Genomic DNA, 16,354 nt, shown 5'->3' on the forward strand with positions numbered 1-16,354 from the left:
TGCTCATGAGCGAGGAGCCCGCCGGCGGTCAGAACCCCCTCTGGGGCCTCATCTCCGGACTGCGCGGCATGGCGGACAACGTCGTGCGGGCCGCCGGCGCGGCGAACCCGCTGGGCGAGCTGCCCGCCCTGCCCGACATCGCCACCCACCCGGGCGCGATGTCCGCCGCCCAGCTCGGGGCGATCCGCACGGCGCTGCAGGCCCAGCGCGACGCCGTCGCCGCCATGCAGAGCCAGCTCGTCGCGTTCGACCAGCAGCTCCAGGTGCTCCAGCGCCTCCTCGTGCCGATGGCGGAGTGGAGCGAGACGTGGGCGCGGCTCGAGGCCCGGGTGGTGCCCGGGACGTCGTCGGACGACCGGTGAGCGCCGAGCCGGTGCTCCCGGACCCGGCGGCGCCGGGCCTGCACGACGTCATGCCGGCCGTGCTCGCCGGGCTCGGCGCCGGCCCCGCCGTCCCCGGGCTGGCGCTGCCCGGGCGCGCGCGGTGGGGCTCCTGCTCATCGACGGGCTCGGGTACGCCCAGCTGCGCGAGCACGCGCGCGACGCCCCGTTCCTCGCGGCGATGGCGGAGCACGGCCCGCTGCCGGTCGGCTTCCCGTCCAGCACCCCGATCAGCCTGACGACCCTCGGCACCGGCCTGCCGCCGGGCGCCCACGGCACCCTCGGCGTCCGGTTCCGGGTCGACGACCTCCTGCTCGACGCCCTGACCTGGACGGCCGACGGCAAGGACGTGCGCGACCAGCTCGTGCCCGAGGTCGTCCAGCCGCACCCCACCGTGTTCGAGCGGGCCGCCGCGCAGGACGTCGGGGCCACCGTCGTCTCGTACCGGGCCTTCCGCGGGTCCGGGCTGACCCGCTCGGCCCTGCGCGGCGCGGACTACCGCGGCGTCGGAGCCCTCGGCGACCTCGCCGCCGAGATGATCGAGGCCCTGGGCCGTCCCGGCCGTCAGCTCGTGTACGGCTACCACGCGGACCTCGACCAGCTCGGGCACCTCCACGGCCCGGGGTCGCTCGCCTGGCGGTTCCAGCTGCGCCAGCTCGACCACCTCGTCGAGCAGCTCGTCGCGGAGCTCCCCGCCGACGCGGTGCTCGCCGTGACCGCGGACCACGGGATGGTCACCGTGGACCGCAAGCACGACGCCGACACCGACCCGGACCTGCTCGCCGGCGTCGCCCTCGTCGGCGGCGATCCCCGCGCCCGCCTCGTCTACGCCCGCCCCGGTGCCGCCGACGACGTGCTCGCGTCGTGGCGCGGGGTGCTGGGTGACGACGCGTGGACCCGCTCCGGCGCCGAGGCGATCGCGCAGGACTGGTTCGGGCCGCTCGACGACGCGCTGCGGGCCCGGGTGCCGGACGCCGTGGTCGCCCTGCGGGGCACCGCCGCGGTCGTGCGCACGGAGGAGGAGCCCCTGCTCTCGCGCCTGCCGGGCCAGCACGGGTCGCTGAGCGCCGAGGAGCGGTACGTGCCGCTCCTAGTTGCTGATGGCCGGTGAGGCGCCGACGAAGCGGTCGTCGGTGAGCTGGTCGACGAGGAAGGCCGCGACGTCGGTGCGTGCCATCGGTGCCCCGACGTCGCCGCCGAGGAACCCGGCGCGCAGGGTGCCGTTGGTCGGGATGTCGATCGGCGCGGTGATCCGCGCCAACGTCCAGTCCAGCTCGGAGGTGGTGACGACCTCGCTGATCCCCTGGATCTCGCGCAGCGCGCCGGGGATGAGCAGGCCGATCCCGACGGGCACGAGCCGGTCGATCAGGCCCGGGCGGTCGCGGGGATCGGGGACGCTGACGGTCGCGAGGGCGATGAGACGCCGCACCCCGCTCTCGTGCATGGCGGCGACGATCGTCCGCGTCGCCTCGGTGAGCGGGCCGCTGCGCAGGAACGGGTCGATCGCCGGCCCGAGCGCGCTGATCACCGCGTCGGCGCCGTCGACGGCCTTGCGGATCGCGGGGGCGTCGTCCAGCTCGGCGACGATCACCTCGAGGTGGTCGTCCTCGACCGTGAGCTTGCCGGGCGAGCGGACCAGCGCACGGACGCGGTGACCGGCCCCGAGCAGCTGCTCCACGACGAGATGGCCGATCTTGCCGGTCGCGCCGAACACCGTGACGTCCATGCCGGCGGGTACCCGCGCTCCCGCGGTCCGGGCCGTGGGCGCGCTCACACGCAGACCGACCGTGATCAGCAGGCCGAAAGGCACCTCGCAGGCCCCGTGGGAGGTGCCTCATGGCCTGGTGATCTCCGGATCGTGGCCGTCAGCCGGACGTCCCCACCCCGCGCGACAGCGTGGGCCACAGCGCGTCCGGGCCCGCGGCCGCGAGCGTGCGGCCCAGCCGCGTCGCCCAGGCCCGCTCGCCACCCCACTCGTCGCGCCACGACCACAGCCGCCGGGTGAGGACGCCGAGGGCGAACTCGCGGGTCACGCCCATGGCGCCGGTCGCCTGGTGGGCCGCGGCGGCCACGAGCCCGGCGGCCTCCGACGCCACGGCGGACGCGGCGGCCGCGTCCAGCGCGCCGGGCTCCCCGTGCTCGCCGGCGCCCACCGCGGCCGCGCGGGCGGCCATCGCCGCCATCTCGGCCTGCTCGGCGAGGCGGACGAGGTGGTCGGCGACGGCCGGGAACCGCGACACCGGGCGCCCGAACTGCACGCGCTCGCCGGTGTAGGCGACGGTCAGGTCGCGGACGCGGTGCGCCGCGCCGGCGATCAGGGCCGCGCGGGCCAGCGCCCCGCGCCGGGCGAGCGCCTCGCGGGCGTCGGGCGGGGCCGGCGCGAGGGTCTCGGGGACGACGCCGTCGAGGTGCACGGCGTCGCGGGGCTCGCCGGCGAGGTTGCGGCCGGGCGTGATCGACGCCGCGGCCGGGTCGACGACCGCGACGACGAGGGAGCCGCCGGGGTCGTCGGCGAGCAGGACGATCCGGTGGGCGCGCCGCGCCCACGCCACCCGCTCCAGGCGCCCCGCGAGCGCCCCGTGCCGCAGGGCGACGGGGCCGGCGCCCGTGGTCAGCGGCCCGTCGGGCAGCGCGAGGGCCGCGTGGGCGAGCAGGCGGCCGGCGAGCAGGCCGGTCTCGGCCAGCGGCACGGGGGCGGCGGCCGCGCCGACCTCCTCGAGGATCGCGCACGCCTCGGCCATCGACCCGCCGGCGCCGCCCGCGTCCTCGGGCACCCCGACGGTGGTGAAGCCGCCGGCGTGCAGGGGGTCCCACACGCCGGGAGCCCAGCCGTCACGCTCGGCGTCCTCGAGCACGGCGGGGGTGCACCGGTCGGCGAGCACGTCGGCGACGGCCTCGCGCACGGCCGTGACGTCGGGCAGCGCCGTCATCGCGTGAGCGCCTTCGCCGCGATCCCGCGCAGCACCTCGGTGGTGCCGCCGCGCAGCGTCCACGTCGGCGCGTTGAGCACGCACTCGGCCAGCAGCCGCTCGAACATCGTCGGGCCCTCCGGATCGATCTCCCCGCCCGCGGCGTCGCGCAGGGTCTCGACCACCTGCTGCTCGAACGTGGTGCCGACGTCCTTGACCAGCGCGGCCTCCACCGCCGGAGCCTCGCCCTGCTCCAGCGACCGGGCGACGGCCAGCGAGAGCTGGCGGATCGTCCACATCTGCGCGCCGATCCGCCCGATCGCGGCGGCCCTCGTGTCGTCGACGTCCTCGCCGTGGACCTCGAGGAACGCCCGGTACAGACCGAGCACCGAGAGGTAGCGGTCGGGCCCGGACCGCTCGTGGGCGAGCTCGGCGGTCACCTGCGCCCAGCCCTTCCCGACCTCGCCGAGGACGCGCTCGTCGGGGACGAACACGCCGTCGAGCACCACCTCGTTGACGTGCTCCTCGCCGTCGATGAGCGGGATCGGCGAGACGCGGACGCCGTCGGCGCCGAGGTCGACGATCAGCTGCGAGAGACCCGCGTGGCGGTCGCCGGCCTCCGCCTCCGGGGTCGTGCGGCAGAGCACCACCGCGAAGTGGTTGAGGTGGGCGTTGGTGGTCCAGACCTTGGTGCCCGTGACCCGCCAGCCTCCGTCGACGCGCGTCGCCGTCGTGCGCACCGACGCGAGGTCCGAGCCGGCGTCGGGCTCGCTCATGCCGAGGGAGAACCAGCACTCGCCGGCCGCGATGCGGGGCAGGAACCAGCGGCGCTGCTCCTCGCTGCCGAAGCGCAGCAGGGCGGGCGCGGTCTGGCGCTCGGCGATCCAGTGCGCGGCGATCGGAGCGCCCGCCGCCAGCAGCTCCTCGACCACCACGAACCGCCGCACGGTGCTCGCACCGGCGCCGCCGTAGGAGACCGGGATGGACATGCCGACCCAGCCCTGCTTGGCCAAGGCCCGCGTGAACTCGGGGTCGTGGCGGCCTCCGAGACCCAGGCCCGGGCGGAAGTCGGCAGGCAGGATCCCGGCGAGGAAGCCGCGCACCTCCTCGCGCAGCGCCTCCTCCTCCGGCGACAGCGCGGACGGAGCGAAGATCATCGGTCGGCCTCCCGGGGTGGTGCGCGGTCGCGAGGCCACCGTGCCCCACCGGACGGCCGGCGGCCAGCCGCGGGCGATCAGGCCCGGGCGCCCGGGTCGCCGTCGGGGATGACGACGCTCGTCGCGGTGCGGGCCGGGGCGCCGCGCGTGGACACGATGTCGACCACCTGGAAGTCCGCCCGCCACTGCCGGGGCGTGACGACGTTGCGCACGTAGCCCCGCCGGCGGTCGACGAAGCGGATGTGGGGGTTCTCGGCGAGCAGCGCGGCGTCGCCCGCCCCGCGCGCGCCGCCGTTCCCGCCCGAGCTGATCGAGGTGGTCACGAGCTCGGTGGCCACGACGCGCGACGACGGGTCGGTGAAGTCCGCGCGCACGTCGCAGGCGTGGGCGGCGTGCACGTCGCCGGTGAGGATCACGGGGTTGGGCGTGCGGGCCGCGACGAGGTGGTCGCGCAGAGCGTCGCGCTCGGCGGCGCAGTCGTCCCAGGAGTCCTCGTCGAGCCCGGTCGCCGGGCCGGCGGTGAGGTCGCGCGGGGAGAAGAAGACCTGCTGGCCGAGGGCGTTCCAGCGCGCGGTCGGGCCGGCGAGGGCCTCGGTCAGCCATGCGCGCTGCTCGGCGCCGAGCATCGTGCGGGCGGGGTCGCGGGGACGCTTCGGGTCCTGGTCGCTGCGGTACCGGCGGGTGTCGAGCAGGTGCAGGTCGAGGAGGTCGCCGAAGGTCAGCCGCCGGTGCATCCGCATGTCCGGGCCCTGCGGGCGCTGGGCCCGACGCAGCGGCATGTGCTCCCAGAACGCCCGGTAGGCGTCGGCGCGCCGGGCCCGGAAGACCGCCGGGTCGTCGTCGGGCTCGTCGTCGACCTGCGAGACGTCGCCGGCCCAGTTGTTCTCCACGTCGTGGTCGTCGATCGTCACGGCCCACGCGGCGGCGGCGTGCGCGGCCTGCAGGTCGGGGTCGGTGCGGTACTGCCCGTGGCGCAGGCGGTAGTCGGCGAGGGAGACGGCCTCGCGGGCCGGGAGGTGGGCGCGTCCGGGGACGCCGGCCGCGGCGCTCTCGTAGATGTAGTCGCCGAGCCAGGCGACGAGGTCGAGGTCGTCGCGGGCGATGGCCGCGTGGGCGTTGTAGTAGCCGTCGGGGCGGCTCTGGCAGCTCGCGATCGCGAACGCGAAGCGGTCGACCCGTGCGCCGGGCGCGGGAGCGGTCCGCGCCCGCCCGGCCGGGCTGATCTCGGTGCCGACCCGGAACCGGTAGAAGTGCTCGGCCGCCGGGCGCAGGCCCGCGACCTCGACGTGCACGGCGTGGGCGTCCTCCGCGCGTGCCACCGTGCTGCCCCGCGCGAGCGGCGCCCGGAAGCCCGCGTCCGCCGCGACCTCCCACTCCACGAGCCCCGGCCGGGGCGGCATGCCGCCGCGGCCGTCGGGGGCGAGGGGGTCGGGGGCGAGGCGCGTCCAGAGCAGGACCCCGTCGGGTGTCGGGTCACCAGACGCCACACCGAGCGTGAAGGGGGACGCGGTGGCCGCCGGCGCCGTGGCGTCGGCGACCCAGGGGGCCCGGAGTGCGACCGCCGCGCCCGTGAGCGCGACCGCGCCGCCGAGCAGGGTCCGGCGCGACACCCCCATGCAGCTCCCCGTGCAACTCGACCGTCCGGACGGACCGGGGGAGCGCCGATGGAGCAGGTCAGTCCCCTGCCCACACCAACGGATGACCACCATCGAGCGGTTCGGACGTTCCGTCACCGGACTTCCGCGCTCCGTGACAATCCCTCACAGCTCGCGCACAGGAAGCGCCCAGCCGAGGCCGACGAGTGGCTGACAGGCTGCGTGTCATGAACGCCGCCACCCGTGCCGACCTGCGCCGACCCGACGGCACGCCGGTGCGGGCGCTCGTCGTCGACGACGAGCCGACGCTGGCCGAGCTGCTGTCGATGGCCCTGCGCTACGAGGGATGGGACGTACGCAGCGCAGGCGACGGGCTGGGCGCCGTGCGGCAGGGACGGGAGTTCCGTCCCGACGTCGTCGTCCTCGACGTGATGCTCCCCGACATCGACGGCTTCGAGGTGCTGCGCCGTCTGCGGGCCGACAGCCCCGACGTGCCGGTGCTCTTCCTGACCGCCCGCGACGCGGTGGAGGACCGGGTCGCGGGCATCACCGCCGGCGGCGACGACTACGTGACCAAGCCGTTCAGCCTCGAGGAGGTCGTCGCCCGCCTGCGCGGCCTGCTGCGCCGCGCGGCGGCCGCGACCGCCGTCCGCGGCGACGCGACGCTGGCCGTCGGCGACCTGACCCTCGACGAGGACAGCCACGAGGTCACCCGCAGCGGCGAGCCGGTCGAGCTCACCGCCACCGAGTTCGAGCTCCTGCGCTTCCTGATGCGCAACCCGCGCCGCGTGCTCTCCAAGGCCCAGATCCTCGACCGCGTCTGGAACTACGACTTCGGCGGGCAGTCGAACATCGTCGAGCTCTACATCTCCTACCTGCGCAAGAAGATCGACGCCGGACGCGCGCCGATGATCCACACCGTGCGCGGCGCGGGGTACGTGCTGAAGCCGGCCGCGGAGTGAGCGGGCGGGTGCTGCGGCGGGTGCCCTCGCTGCAGAGTCGGCTCGTGGTGACGACGGTCCTGCTGCTGACCGTGGTCTTCCTCGTCGTCGGGGTCGGGGCGGCGCTCTCGCTGCGCGGGTACCTCTACCGGCAGCTCGACGCGCAGGTCACCGAGATCGCCCGCTTCCGCAGCGACCCGCCGCCGGGAGACCCGGACCGCCGACCGCCACCGCCGGACGCGGGCGGCGGCTTCATCGGCGGGGGTCCGGACCGTCCCGCCAACACCCTCGAGGTCACCGTCGACGACGGCCGCATCGTCCGCGCGGCGGTGCTCGGGCGCCCCGGTACGAGCCGTCCGGTCGACCCCGCGCAGGTGGCGCCGGCGATCGCGACGACGCCCGGTCAGCCGCCGCGCACCGTCGACCTCGAGAGGCTCGGCAGCTTCCGGCTCGCTGCCGCAGCGGGCGAGGACGGCACCGTCACCGTCGTCGGCCTGTCCACCGACGCGCTGGAGGACACCGTCGGCGAGCTGGTGCTCCGCGAGGCGATCATCTTCGGGATCGGCGTCGTGGTCGCCGGCGTGGCCGCGGCCGTCGCCACCCGGCTGACCCTGCGCCCGCTGCACCGCGTCTCGGCCACCGCGCGCCGGGTCTCGGAGCTGCCGCTGTCCTCGGGCGAGGTCGAGCTCGCCGACCGGGTGCCCGAGGTCGACGCCGACCCGCGCTCCGAGGTCGGCCAGGTCGGCGCGGCGCTCAACCGGATGCTCGGCCACGTGGGCGCCGCCCTCGCCGCCCGGCAGGACAGCGAGACCCGACTGCGGCGTTTCGTCGCGGACGCCAGCCACGAGCTGCGCACCCCGCTCGCCGCGATCCGCGGCTACAACGAGCTCGCCGCGCGCCACGCCGACGAGCTCCCGGGCGAGGTCGCGGGCCTGCTCGAGCGGATGGGGTCGCAGACCGTGCGGATGACCGGGCTGGTCGAGGACCTGCTGCTGCTCGCCCGCCTCGACGCCGGCCGGCCGCTGGCGCGCGAGCGCGTCGACCTCGCCCGGGTCGTCGTCGACGCCGTCACCGACGCCCACGCCGCGGCCCGCGAGCACCGCTGGGCGCTGGATCTCGCGGGTGGGGACGAGGACGAGGACGCCGTCCTGCCCGAGGTCGTCGGCGACCCCGAGCGGCTGCACCAGGTCGTCGCCAACCTGCTGGCCAACGCCCGCACGCACACCCCGCCGGGCACGCACGTCACCGTCGGCCTGCACCCCGCCACCGGCGACGACGGGCGCGCCGTCGTGCGGCTCGCGGTCGCCGACGACGGCCCCGGCATCCCCGCCGACCTGCTGCCCCACGTCGCCGAGCGCTTCGCCCGCGGCGACTCGGGGCAGGCGCGCGCCACCGGCAGCACGGGCCTCGGGCTCTCGATCGTCTCCGCCGTGGTGGCCGAGCACGGCGGCACGCTGCGGATCACCAGCCGCCCCGGCGCGACGCACTTCGTCGTCGACCTGCCCGCGGTCGGCGAGACGCCCGACGGTGCTCCCGCCCCCGGCGCCCGCCTATCCTCCCGGCCATGAGCGAGCCGGCGTCCGACGACCAGACGCCCGACGAGCAGGGCGCGAACGCGCCGTCCCGTCCCCCGGCCGTCCCCGCGGAGCCGCCGCCGATCCGCGCGTCGGACGCCGAGCGGGAGCAGGTCGCGGAGGTCGTGCGGACCGCGGTCGCCGACGGGCGGCTGACGATGGTCGAGGGCGACGAGCGCCAGCGCGACGCCTATGCCGCGATCTTCCGGCGGGACCTCGCGCCGATCACCGCCGACCTCCAGCCGATCGACCGGTCCGCCGACCCGGCACCGGGCACCGACGCCTCGATGCGGCGGCCGCTGGGGCGGCTCGACCGGCCCTCGTCGACGACCTCGGTGGCCGTGCTCTCGGGCGCCCAGAAGCGTGGCGAGTGGACCCCGGGCCTGACCCACCGGGTGTTCGCGTTCTGGGGCGGCGCCGAGCTGTCCTTCCGCGACGCGCGCCTCGACGACGCCGGGCTGGCGATCGGCGCCATCGCGATCATGGGCGGCATCACCCTCGACCTGCGGGGCGTCCCGGCCGGCGTCGAGGTGACGATCCAGGCCGTCGCGATCATGGGTGGCATCGACGTCACCGTCGACCCGGACACCACGGTGATCGAGGACGGCTTCGGCTTCATGGGCGGGTTCGAGGACGGCTCGGGCGTGCCGCGACGCCCGGACGGCCCCCGGGTGCGCGTCACCGGCCTCGCGCTGATGGGCGGGGTGTCGGTGACCCGCAAGCCGCCGTCCCTCGACGGCGGCGGCGACCCGTCCGCGCTCGAGCGCTGAGCCGCTCCTCCGGCACTGCCGTGCCAGCCCTGCGTCCACGCTTGCGTGGGACGTCAGGATCGCCACATCCTCGCCGGCGCGACACGCCGAGCACTCAGCGACGGAAGCGCTGGGCGACCTGGTCGGCGACGTCGGAGACGACGCGCGCCGCGCTCCCGGCGGCGTCGCTCGCCGCCTGACCGGCCGTCTCGGCGAGCTCCCCGGCCTTCTCCTCGGCCTTCTCGGCCGCCAGGCCCGCCTTGTCGGCGAGGGACCCCGCCTCGAACGTCGCGTCCGGGCCCGGGGTCACGATCGTCTCCTCGCCGGAGTCGAACCGGACGCGGTAGGGCGGGCCGTCCTCGCCCAGCACCGCGACCACGGTGCCGACCCTGTCGGGGACGTCGGTGTGGTTGGAGTGCATGCGGATGCGGTCGCCCACGGACGCGCTCACGGGTCCTCCTCGTGCTCGGACGTTGTGTCCCGGCCAGGTACCCCGTGACGCGCGAAGGGCACCTCCAGCCGCATAGAGCGGCCGAAGGTGCCCTTCGCGCAGGACGTACGAGCGTCAGCCGGCGGTCACCGGCGTAGCGGCGACGGGGTCGTCGGACACCGCGAACGTCAGCTCGCCGGCCGTCTCACCCTCGCCCACGTCGACCGTGACCGTCTGCCCGCCGTGGAGCTCCTCGGAGAGCAGCATCGCCGAGAGCCGGTTGCCGACCTGGCGCTGGATGGTCCGGCGCAGCGGCCGGGCCCCGAACTCGGGCTGGAAGCCCAGCTCGGCCAGGCGGTCGACGGCGGCCTCGGTGACCGCGATGCCGATGTCCATGGCGGACAGGCGCTCGCGGGTCTCGTCGAGCAGCAGGTCGGTGATCCGGCGCAGCTGCGCGGCGTCGAGGCGCTTGAAGACGATGACCTCGTCGATCCGGTTGAGGAACTCGGGCCGGAACGACTCCCGCAGCCGCGGCATGAGCCGCTCCTGCAGGGACTGGTCCGGGTTCACCGACGACGGCGCGAACCCGAGCGCCTGCGTGTTCGTCGTGATCAGCTCCGAGCCCACGTTGCTGGTCATGATCAGAACCGTGTTCCGGAAGTCGACCGTGCGGCCCTGCGAGTCGGTCAGCCGCCCGTCGTCCAGCACCTGCAGCAGCGTGTTGAAGACGTCGGGGTGGGCCTTCTCCATCTCGTCGAGCAGCACCACCGAGTACGGCCGCCGGCGGACCTCCTCGGTGAGCTGGCCGGCCTCGCCGTACCCGACGTAACCGGGGGGCGACCCGACGAGCCGCGAGACGGTGTGCCGCTCGGAGAACTCGCTCATGTCGACGCGGACCATGCGGTCCTCGTCGCCGAACATCTGCGCGGCCAGGGCCTTGGCCAGCTCGGTCTTGCCGACGCCGGTCGGGCCGAGGAACAGGAAGCTGCCGATCGGACGGTCCGGGTCACCCAGACCCGCCCGCGAGCGGCGCACGGCCTCGGCGATCGCCGCGACGGCGTCGTCCTGGCCGACCACACGCTCGTGCAGCTGCTCCTCGAGCGCGAGCAGGCGGTCCCGCTCGGTCTCGGTGAGCTGGCTGACCGGGATGCCGGTCGAGCGCGAGACGACCTCGGCGATGTCCTCGACGGTCACCTCGAGCACACCGGTCTGCCCCGAACGACGGTCGGAACGGGCCTCCTCGAGCTGCGACTGGGCCTCCGCGATCTCGTCGCGCAGGGCGCCGGCCCGCTCGTAGTCCTCGTCCGCGACGGCCTGGTCCTTGTCGCGCTGCAGCGACTCGAGCTTGCGCTCGAGCTCGCGGGAGTCGGTGTGCGGACCCTTGGCCCGCAGCCGCTTGCGCGCGCCGGACTGGTCGACGAGGTCGATCGCCTTGTCGGGCAGGAACCGGTCGGTGACGTAGCGCTCGGACAGCTCGGCGGCCGCCGTGAGCGCCTCGTCGGTGAACCGCACCTGGTGGTGCGCCTCATACCGGTCACGCAGCCCGTGCAGGATCGCGATCGTGTCCGCGACCGAGGGCTCGGGGACCATCACCGGCTGGAAACGGCGCTCGAGCGCCGCGTCCTTCTCGATGGACTGGCGGTACTCGTCGAGCGTCGTGGCGCCGACGATGTGCAGCTCGCCGCGGGCCAGGGCCGGCTTGAGGATGTTGCCGGCGTCCATGCCGCCCTCGGACGAGCCACCCGCGCCGACGACGCCGTGGATCTCGTCGATGAAGACGATCAGCTCGTCGGAGTGCTCGCGGATCTCGGTGACCACCTTGGTCATCCGCTCCTCGAAGTCACCGCGGTAACGCGTACCGGCGACCATGCCCGACAGGTCGAGCTGAACGATCCGCTTGCCCTCGAGCTGCTCGGGGACGTCGCCGGCGACGATGCGCTGGGCGATGCCCTCGACCACGGCGGTCTTGCCGACGCCCGCCTCGCCGATGAGCACGGGGTTGTTCTTGGTGCGGCGCGACAGCACCTCGAGGGTCTGGTCGACCTCGTCCTCGCGGCCCACCACCGGGTCCAGCTCGCCGGCCCGCGCCTTCGCGGTCAGGTCGACGCCGAACTGGTCGAGGGTCGGGGTGCTGGAGTCGGCGTTGTCGCCGCCGCCGGGGCCACCCTGGCCGCTGCTCGGGCGCTGACCACCGGACGCGGCGGAACGCTGGAGCGACTGCGGGGTGACGCCCTGGGCGCCGAGCGCGCGGCCGACGGGGCTGTCGTTGTTCGCGGCCAGCGCGAGCACGATGTGCTCGGGGCCGATGTAGCTGGAGCCGAGCGCGCGGGAGATCTGGTGCGCGTCGAGCAGGGTGCGCTTGGCCGTCGGCGTCAGCGACGGCGGCTCGGTACGGGCCTCGCCGCGCGGCAGCTGCTCGTCGGCGGTGCGGGCCAGGGCCTCGGGGTCGGCGCCCGCGCCCGAGAGCAGCTGGCGCAGCGGCGGCACCTGGGTGACGACGAGCAGCAGGTGCCACGCGTCGAGGTCGGTGTTGCCCCGCTCGGCGGCCTGCTGCGCGGCCGCGCCGACGAGCTGGCGGGCCGGCTCGGTCATGAGCTGGGTGATGTCGATGCGCTGGACGCCTCGGGGGGACGACCCGCCCAGGAAGGAGGCGAGGAAGTCGTCGAACGGGCCGGACCCGGCGCCACCGGGCCCGAAGGCGCTGGTCATGAAGCTCCTCAGTGGGGGTCCACGCCGGCTGGGGTGCCGGCACTGCCCCTGTCAGCGATCCGGGGGAACGATTCATTCCTGAGTCGGGTCGACTCATGTCACACCCGGGAGGGTGAGCGAACCCGGCTCAAGCCCGGGGCTACCCGCGTCACGGCATCGACACGCGTGGGACGGGCACCCTCCTGTCCATGAGCACCACGACCGTGACCGCCCGCGAGGTCCACCTCGTCCGCCGCCCCTCCGGGTTCCCCGAGCCCGACGACTTCGCGTTCGTCGACCGCGAGCTCCCCGAACCGGCCGAGGGCGAGGTCCTCGTCGCCAATCACGACTTCTCCGTCGACCCCTACATGCGCGGGCGCATGAACGACGTCCCCTCGTACGTGGCGCCGTTCCGGCTGAACGAGGCGATGGACGGGCGCTCGGTCGGTGAGGTCGTCGCGAGCCGCAGCGACGACGTTCCGGTCGGTGACCTCGTGACGGCCAACCTCGCGTGGCGCACGCACGGCGTCGTCCCCGCGAAGCAGGTGCAGAAGGTCTCGGCGCCCGACGGCGTGAGCCCGTCGGCGTTCCTCGGCGTGCTCGGTGCGCCCGGCCTCACCGCCTGGGTCGGCCTGCTGGACAAGGCCGCGTTCCGCGAGGGCGACTCCGTCTTCGTCTCGGGCGCCGCCGGCGCGGTCGGCAGCCTCGTCGGGCAGCTCGCCAAGCTCAAGGGCGCCTCGCGCGTCGTGGGCAGCGCGGGCAGCGCCGACAAGGTGGCCTGGCTGACCGGCGAGCTGGGTTACGACGCGGCGTTCAACTACAAGGACGGCTCGGTCACCGACCAGCTCCGCGAGGCCATGCCCGACGGCGTCGACGTCTACTTCGACAACGTCGGCGCCGACCACCTCGAGGCCGCCATCGCGTGCGCCAACGACTTCGCCCGCGTCGCCGCCTGCGGGGCGATCGCGCACTACAACGACACGGACGAGAACCCGACCCCCGGGCCGGCGAACCTCTTCCAGATCGTCAAGAAGCGCCTGTCGATCCAGGGCTTCATCGTCACCGACTCGATCGACCGCATGCGCCCGTTCCTCGAGGAGGTCACCCCGTGGGTGGCCGAGGGCCGCGTCAAGTTCGCGGAGACCACCGTCGAGGGCATTGACCGGGCCGTCGAGGCGTTCCGCGGCATGCTCCGCGGCGAGAACACCGGGAAGATGATCGTCAAGGTGTGAGGGGCCGGAGGCCCACGTGCGTGATCTGGGCCCTCGGGACGACCCAGATCACGCACGTGCGCGGCAGCGCCTCGTTTCGAGCCGGAGCGTCGTCGGGCAGCCCGAACCATGCGTGCATTGACATGGCAGGGTCAGGGCGACGTCCGGGTCGAGACGGTCCCGGACCCCACGATCCAGGCGCCGACCGACGCGATCATCAAGGTCACGAGCACCGCGATCTGTGGCTCGGATCTCCACCTCTACGAGGTCCTCGGACCGTTCCTCGACGCCGGCGACATCCTCGGCCACGAGCCGATGGGCGTCGTCGAGGAGGTCGGCTCGGAGACCGGCGACCTGAAGGTCGGCGACCGCGTCGTCGTCCCCTTCAACATCTCCTGCGGGCACTGCTGGATGTGCGAGCGCCAGTGGTTCGCCGCGTGCGAGACCACCCAGAACCGCGACCAGGGGATGGGCGCCTCGCTCTTCGGCTACACGAAGCTCTACGGGCAGGTCCCGGGCGGCCAGGCCGAGTACCTGCGGGTGCCGCAGGCGCAGTTCGGGCCGATCAAGGTCCCGGACGGCCCGGCCGACGAGCGCTTCCTCTACCTCTCCGACGTGCTGCCCACCGCGTGGCAGGCCGTCGAGTACGCGCGCATCCCCGAGGGCGGGAGCGTCGCGGTGTTCGGCCTCGGCCCCATCGGGCAGATGTCCGCGCGGATCGCCCGCCACCGGGGTGCCCGGGTCATCGCCGTCGACAGCGTCCCGGAGCGCAACGCGATGGCGCGCCGGCACGGCATCGAGGTGGTCGACTCGAGCGTCGTCGACGACGTCACCACCGCGATCCGTGACCTCACCGACGGCCGGGGCACCGACTCCGCGATCGACGCGGTCGGCATGGAGGCCCACGGCGGCTCGGCGATCCCGCAGCTCGCACAGAAGATGGTCAACAAGCTCCCGGACGCCATCTCCGCGCCGCTGATGCAGGTCGCGGGCGTGGACCGCACCGCCGCACTGGTCGGGTGCGTCGACGCCGTGCGCCGGGCGGGCGTGGTGTCGCTCTCGGGCGTCTACGGCGGCACGGCCGACCCGATCAACATGCTGAAGATCTTCGACAAGGGCATCAGCCTGCAGATGGGCCAGGCCCACGTGAAGCGCTGGACCCCCGAGATCCTGCCGCTGCTCACCGACGACGACCCGCTCGGCGTCCACGACCTCGAGACCCACCGGCTGCCGCTCGAGTCGGCGGCCCACGGCTACGAGATCTTCCAGAAGAAGCAGGACGAGTGCATCAAGGTCGTCCTGGCGCCGTGAGCACCCCCGAGGAGCCGTCCCTGTACTTCATCGGGACGGCCACCACGCTGCTGCGGTGCGGGGGGTTCACGATCCTCACGGACCCGAACTTCCTGCACCGCGGCCAGCGGGCGTACCTGGGCAAGGGGCTCACGTCCAAGCGCCTGACCGAGCCCGCGTGCACCCCGGACGAGCTGCCCGAACTCGACGGCGTCGTCCTGTCGCACCTGCACGGCGACCACTGGGACCGTGTGGCCCGGCGGTCGCTCGACCGGTCGCTGCCGGTGGTGACGACGCCCGCCGCGTCCCGCACGCTGCAGTCGCGCCAGGGCTTCCGGCGGGCGCTCGGGCTGCGGACGTGGGAGTCGCACACGCTCGTCCGGCCCGACGGCGCGACGCTCGAGGTGACGGCGCTGCCGGGCCAGCACGCCCCCGGCCCGCTCCAGCGGGTGCTGCCGCCGGTGATGGGGAGCCTGCTGGAGTTCCGGTCGCCGGCGGGCGAGACCCTGCGCCGCGTCTACCTCTCGGGCGACACGCTGCCCTTCGACGGCATCCGGCAGATCCGCGAGCACATCGGCGAGGTCGACCGGGCCGTCCTGCACCTCGGCGGGACGACGCTGCCCGGCGGCATCGTCGTGACGATGGACGGTCGGATGGGCGCCGACGTGCTGGAGACGGTGGCCCCACGGCGGGCGACCCCGATCCACGTCGACGACTACGACCGCTTCCGCTCGCCGCTCTCGGCGTTCACCGCCGAGGTCGAGCGGCGCGGTTGGGGCGACCGCGTCGACTACGTGGAGCGCGGGGGAACGATCTCGCTCTGAGCCATGCGCGCCGCGATCTCGGCGGGCATGCCGGGGCCGGGGCGCGCGTGCACCTCGCCGGCGTCGTGGAGGACGCCGCACGCCTCACAGACCAGGCGCGGGGCGACATCGGAGCCGCACCCCGTGTGCGTGTAGTGGACGGGCGGTCCGTCGGGGGCGAGCCAGCGATCGCCCCACGCCGTAAGGGCGACCACGACGGTGGCGAGCTCCCGGCCCTGTTCGGTGAGCAGGTACTCGGGGCCGTCGGTCTCCATGATCCCCGCCGCGACGAAGCCGTCGAGGCGGCTGGCGAGGACGTTCGTCGCGATCCCCAGCGAGCGGAAGTCGCCGAAGCGCCGCGCGCCGGCGTACAGCGCCTTGCGCACGATCAGCAGGCTCCAGCGCTCGCCGACGACCTCCAGCGCTCGCGCGGCCGAGCACACCTCGCGGTCGTAGGTCTTCCCGAGCACGGCCGGAGCCTACGGAGCCCTGCTTGCATGACACAAGTTGGAGCGAACGGGTATCTGGCTGCTTCTATGCGCCGAAACTCCCCGCTCGCGGCGACCTCGCTGTCGGAGGTCCCGGCGCGAACGCTGTCGGAGGTCCCGGCGCGAACGGGGAGTTCGT

General features: G+C 74.7%; 15 protein-coding genes. 8 read left to right on the forward strand and 7 right to left on the reverse strand.

Annotated elements, in window-relative coordinates; genetic code table 11:
• Nucleotides 1–5: 5 nt before the first annotated feature.
• The gene (locus ACQPYN_RS04210) at nucleotides 6–362 is read left to right on the forward strand and encodes a hypothetical protein (RefSeq protein WP_433033869.1); all 357 of its coding nucleotides are present in this window, start codon (nucleotides 6–8) and stop codon (nucleotides 360–362) included.
• 121 nt (nucleotides 363–483) lie between these two features.
• Nucleotides 484–1,491, forward strand: coding sequence for an alkaline phosphatase family protein (locus tag ACQPYN_RS04215; RefSeq protein WP_433033872.1), 1,008 nt, complete (start codon nucleotides 484–486; stop codon nucleotides 1,489–1,491).
• Here ACQPYN_RS04215 and ACQPYN_RS04220 read toward each other — a convergent pair.
• From ACQPYN_RS04220 to ACQPYN_RS04235, 4 genes are all read right to left on the reverse strand, one after another.
• The gene (locus tag ACQPYN_RS04220; RefSeq protein WP_433033875.1) at nucleotides 1,471–2,154 is read right to left on the reverse strand and encodes an NAD(P)-dependent oxidoreductase; all 684 of its coding nucleotides are present in this window, start codon (nucleotides 2,152–2,154) and stop codon (nucleotides 1,471–1,473) included. The genes ACQPYN_RS04215 and ACQPYN_RS04220 overlap by 21 nt on opposite strands.
• Before the next feature lie 91 nt (nucleotides 2,155–2,245).
• Nucleotides 2,246–3,310, reverse strand: a complete 1,065-nt coding sequence (locus ACQPYN_RS04225) for an acyl-CoA dehydrogenase family protein (protein WP_433033878.1) — start codon at nucleotides 3,308–3,310, stop codon at nucleotides 2,246–2,248.
• Nucleotides 3,307–4,446 carry an acyl-CoA dehydrogenase family protein gene (locus tag ACQPYN_RS04230; RefSeq protein WP_433033881.1) on the reverse strand — a complete coding sequence of 380 codons (1,140 nt, stop codon included), beginning with the start codon at nucleotides 4,444–4,446 and terminating at the stop codon, nucleotides 3,307–3,309. The genes ACQPYN_RS04225 and ACQPYN_RS04230 overlap by 4 nt, the downstream gene beginning before the upstream one ends.
• A 77-nt stretch (nucleotides 4,447–4,523) precedes the next feature.
• Nucleotides 4,524–6,062 carry an alkaline phosphatase D family protein gene (locus ACQPYN_RS04235; RefSeq protein ID WP_433033884.1) on the reverse strand — a complete coding sequence of 513 codons (1,539 nt, stop codon included), beginning with the start codon at nucleotides 6,060–6,062 and terminating at the stop codon, nucleotides 4,524–4,526.
• 206 nt (nucleotides 6,063–6,268) lie between these two features.
• On the opposite strand from ACQPYN_RS04235, the gene ACQPYN_RS04240 reads away from it, so the two are divergent.
• The 3 genes from ACQPYN_RS04240 to ACQPYN_RS04250 are packed head-to-tail and all read left to right on the forward strand — an operon-like array spanning nucleotide 6,269 to nucleotide 9,326.
• Nucleotides 6,269–7,003, forward strand: coding sequence for a response regulator transcription factor (locus ACQPYN_RS04240; RefSeq protein ID WP_433033887.1), 735 nt, complete (start codon nucleotides 6,269–6,271; stop codon nucleotides 7,001–7,003).
• Between the two features lie 44 nt (nucleotides 7,004–7,047).
• Entirely contained in the window at nucleotides 7,048–8,550 is a 1,503-nt protein-coding gene (locus ACQPYN_RS04245) for a sensor histidine kinase (protein ID WP_433033890.1), read from the forward strand.
• Nucleotides 8,547–9,326, forward strand: a complete 780-nt coding sequence (locus tag ACQPYN_RS04250; protein WP_433033893.1) for a DUF1707 SHOCT-like domain-containing protein — start codon at nucleotides 8,547–8,549, stop codon at nucleotides 9,324–9,326. The genes ACQPYN_RS04245 and ACQPYN_RS04250 overlap by 4 nt, the downstream gene beginning before the upstream one ends.
• A 94-nt stretch (nucleotides 9,327–9,420) precedes the next feature.
• On the opposite strand, the gene ACQPYN_RS04255 is transcribed toward ACQPYN_RS04250, so the two are convergent.
• Nucleotides 9,421–9,756: a DUF1918 domain-containing protein gene (locus ACQPYN_RS04255; RefSeq protein ID WP_433033896.1), complete on the reverse strand. Its 336-nt coding sequence runs from the start codon at nucleotides 9,754–9,756 to the stop codon at nucleotides 9,421–9,423.
• Nucleotides 9,757–9,870: 114 nt separating this feature from the next.
• Nucleotides 9,871–12,444 carry an ATP-dependent Clp protease ATP-binding subunit gene (locus tag ACQPYN_RS04260; protein WP_433033899.1) on the reverse strand — a complete coding sequence of 858 codons (2,574 nt, stop codon included), beginning with the start codon at nucleotides 12,442–12,444 and terminating at the stop codon, nucleotides 9,871–9,873.
• Between the two features lie 188 nt (nucleotides 12,445–12,632).
• On the opposite strand from ACQPYN_RS04260, the gene ACQPYN_RS04265 reads away from it, so the two are divergent.
• The 3 genes from ACQPYN_RS04265 (at nucleotide 12,633) to ACQPYN_RS04275 (ending at nucleotide 15,748) form a co-directional block, all read left to right on the forward strand.
• On the forward strand, nucleotides 12,633–13,655 hold the full coding sequence (locus ACQPYN_RS04265) for an NADP-dependent oxidoreductase (protein WP_433033902.1): 1,023 nt from the start codon (nucleotides 12,633–12,635) through the stop codon (nucleotides 13,653–13,655).
• Nucleotides 13,656–13,763: 108 nt separating this feature from the next.
• Nucleotides 13,764–14,945, forward strand: a complete 1,182-nt coding sequence (locus ACQPYN_RS04270; RefSeq protein WP_433033905.1) for a zinc-dependent alcohol dehydrogenase — start codon at nucleotides 13,764–13,766, stop codon at nucleotides 14,943–14,945.
• Nucleotides 14,942–15,748 carry an MBL fold metallo-hydrolase gene (locus tag ACQPYN_RS04275; RefSeq protein ID WP_433033908.1) on the forward strand — a complete coding sequence of 269 codons (807 nt, stop codon included), beginning with the start codon at nucleotides 14,942–14,944 and terminating at the stop codon, nucleotides 15,746–15,748. The genes ACQPYN_RS04270 and ACQPYN_RS04275 overlap by 4 nt, the downstream gene beginning before the upstream one ends.
• On the opposite strand, the gene ACQPYN_RS04280 is transcribed toward ACQPYN_RS04275, so the two are convergent.
• Complete coding sequence (locus ACQPYN_RS04280) at nucleotides 15,715–16,197, reverse strand: winged helix-turn-helix transcriptional regulator (protein ID WP_433033911.1); 483 nt, start codon at nucleotides 16,195–16,197, stop codon at nucleotides 15,715–15,717. The genes ACQPYN_RS04275 and ACQPYN_RS04280 overlap by 34 nt on opposite strands.
• Nucleotides 16,198–16,354: the final 157 nt, after the last annotated feature.

It is taken from the genome of Actinomycetospora sp. CA-053990 (assembly GCF_050948445.1).
Taxonomy (GTDB): domain Bacteria; phylum Actinomycetota; class Actinomycetes; order Mycobacteriales; family Pseudonocardiaceae; genus Actinomycetospora; species Actinomycetospora callitridis.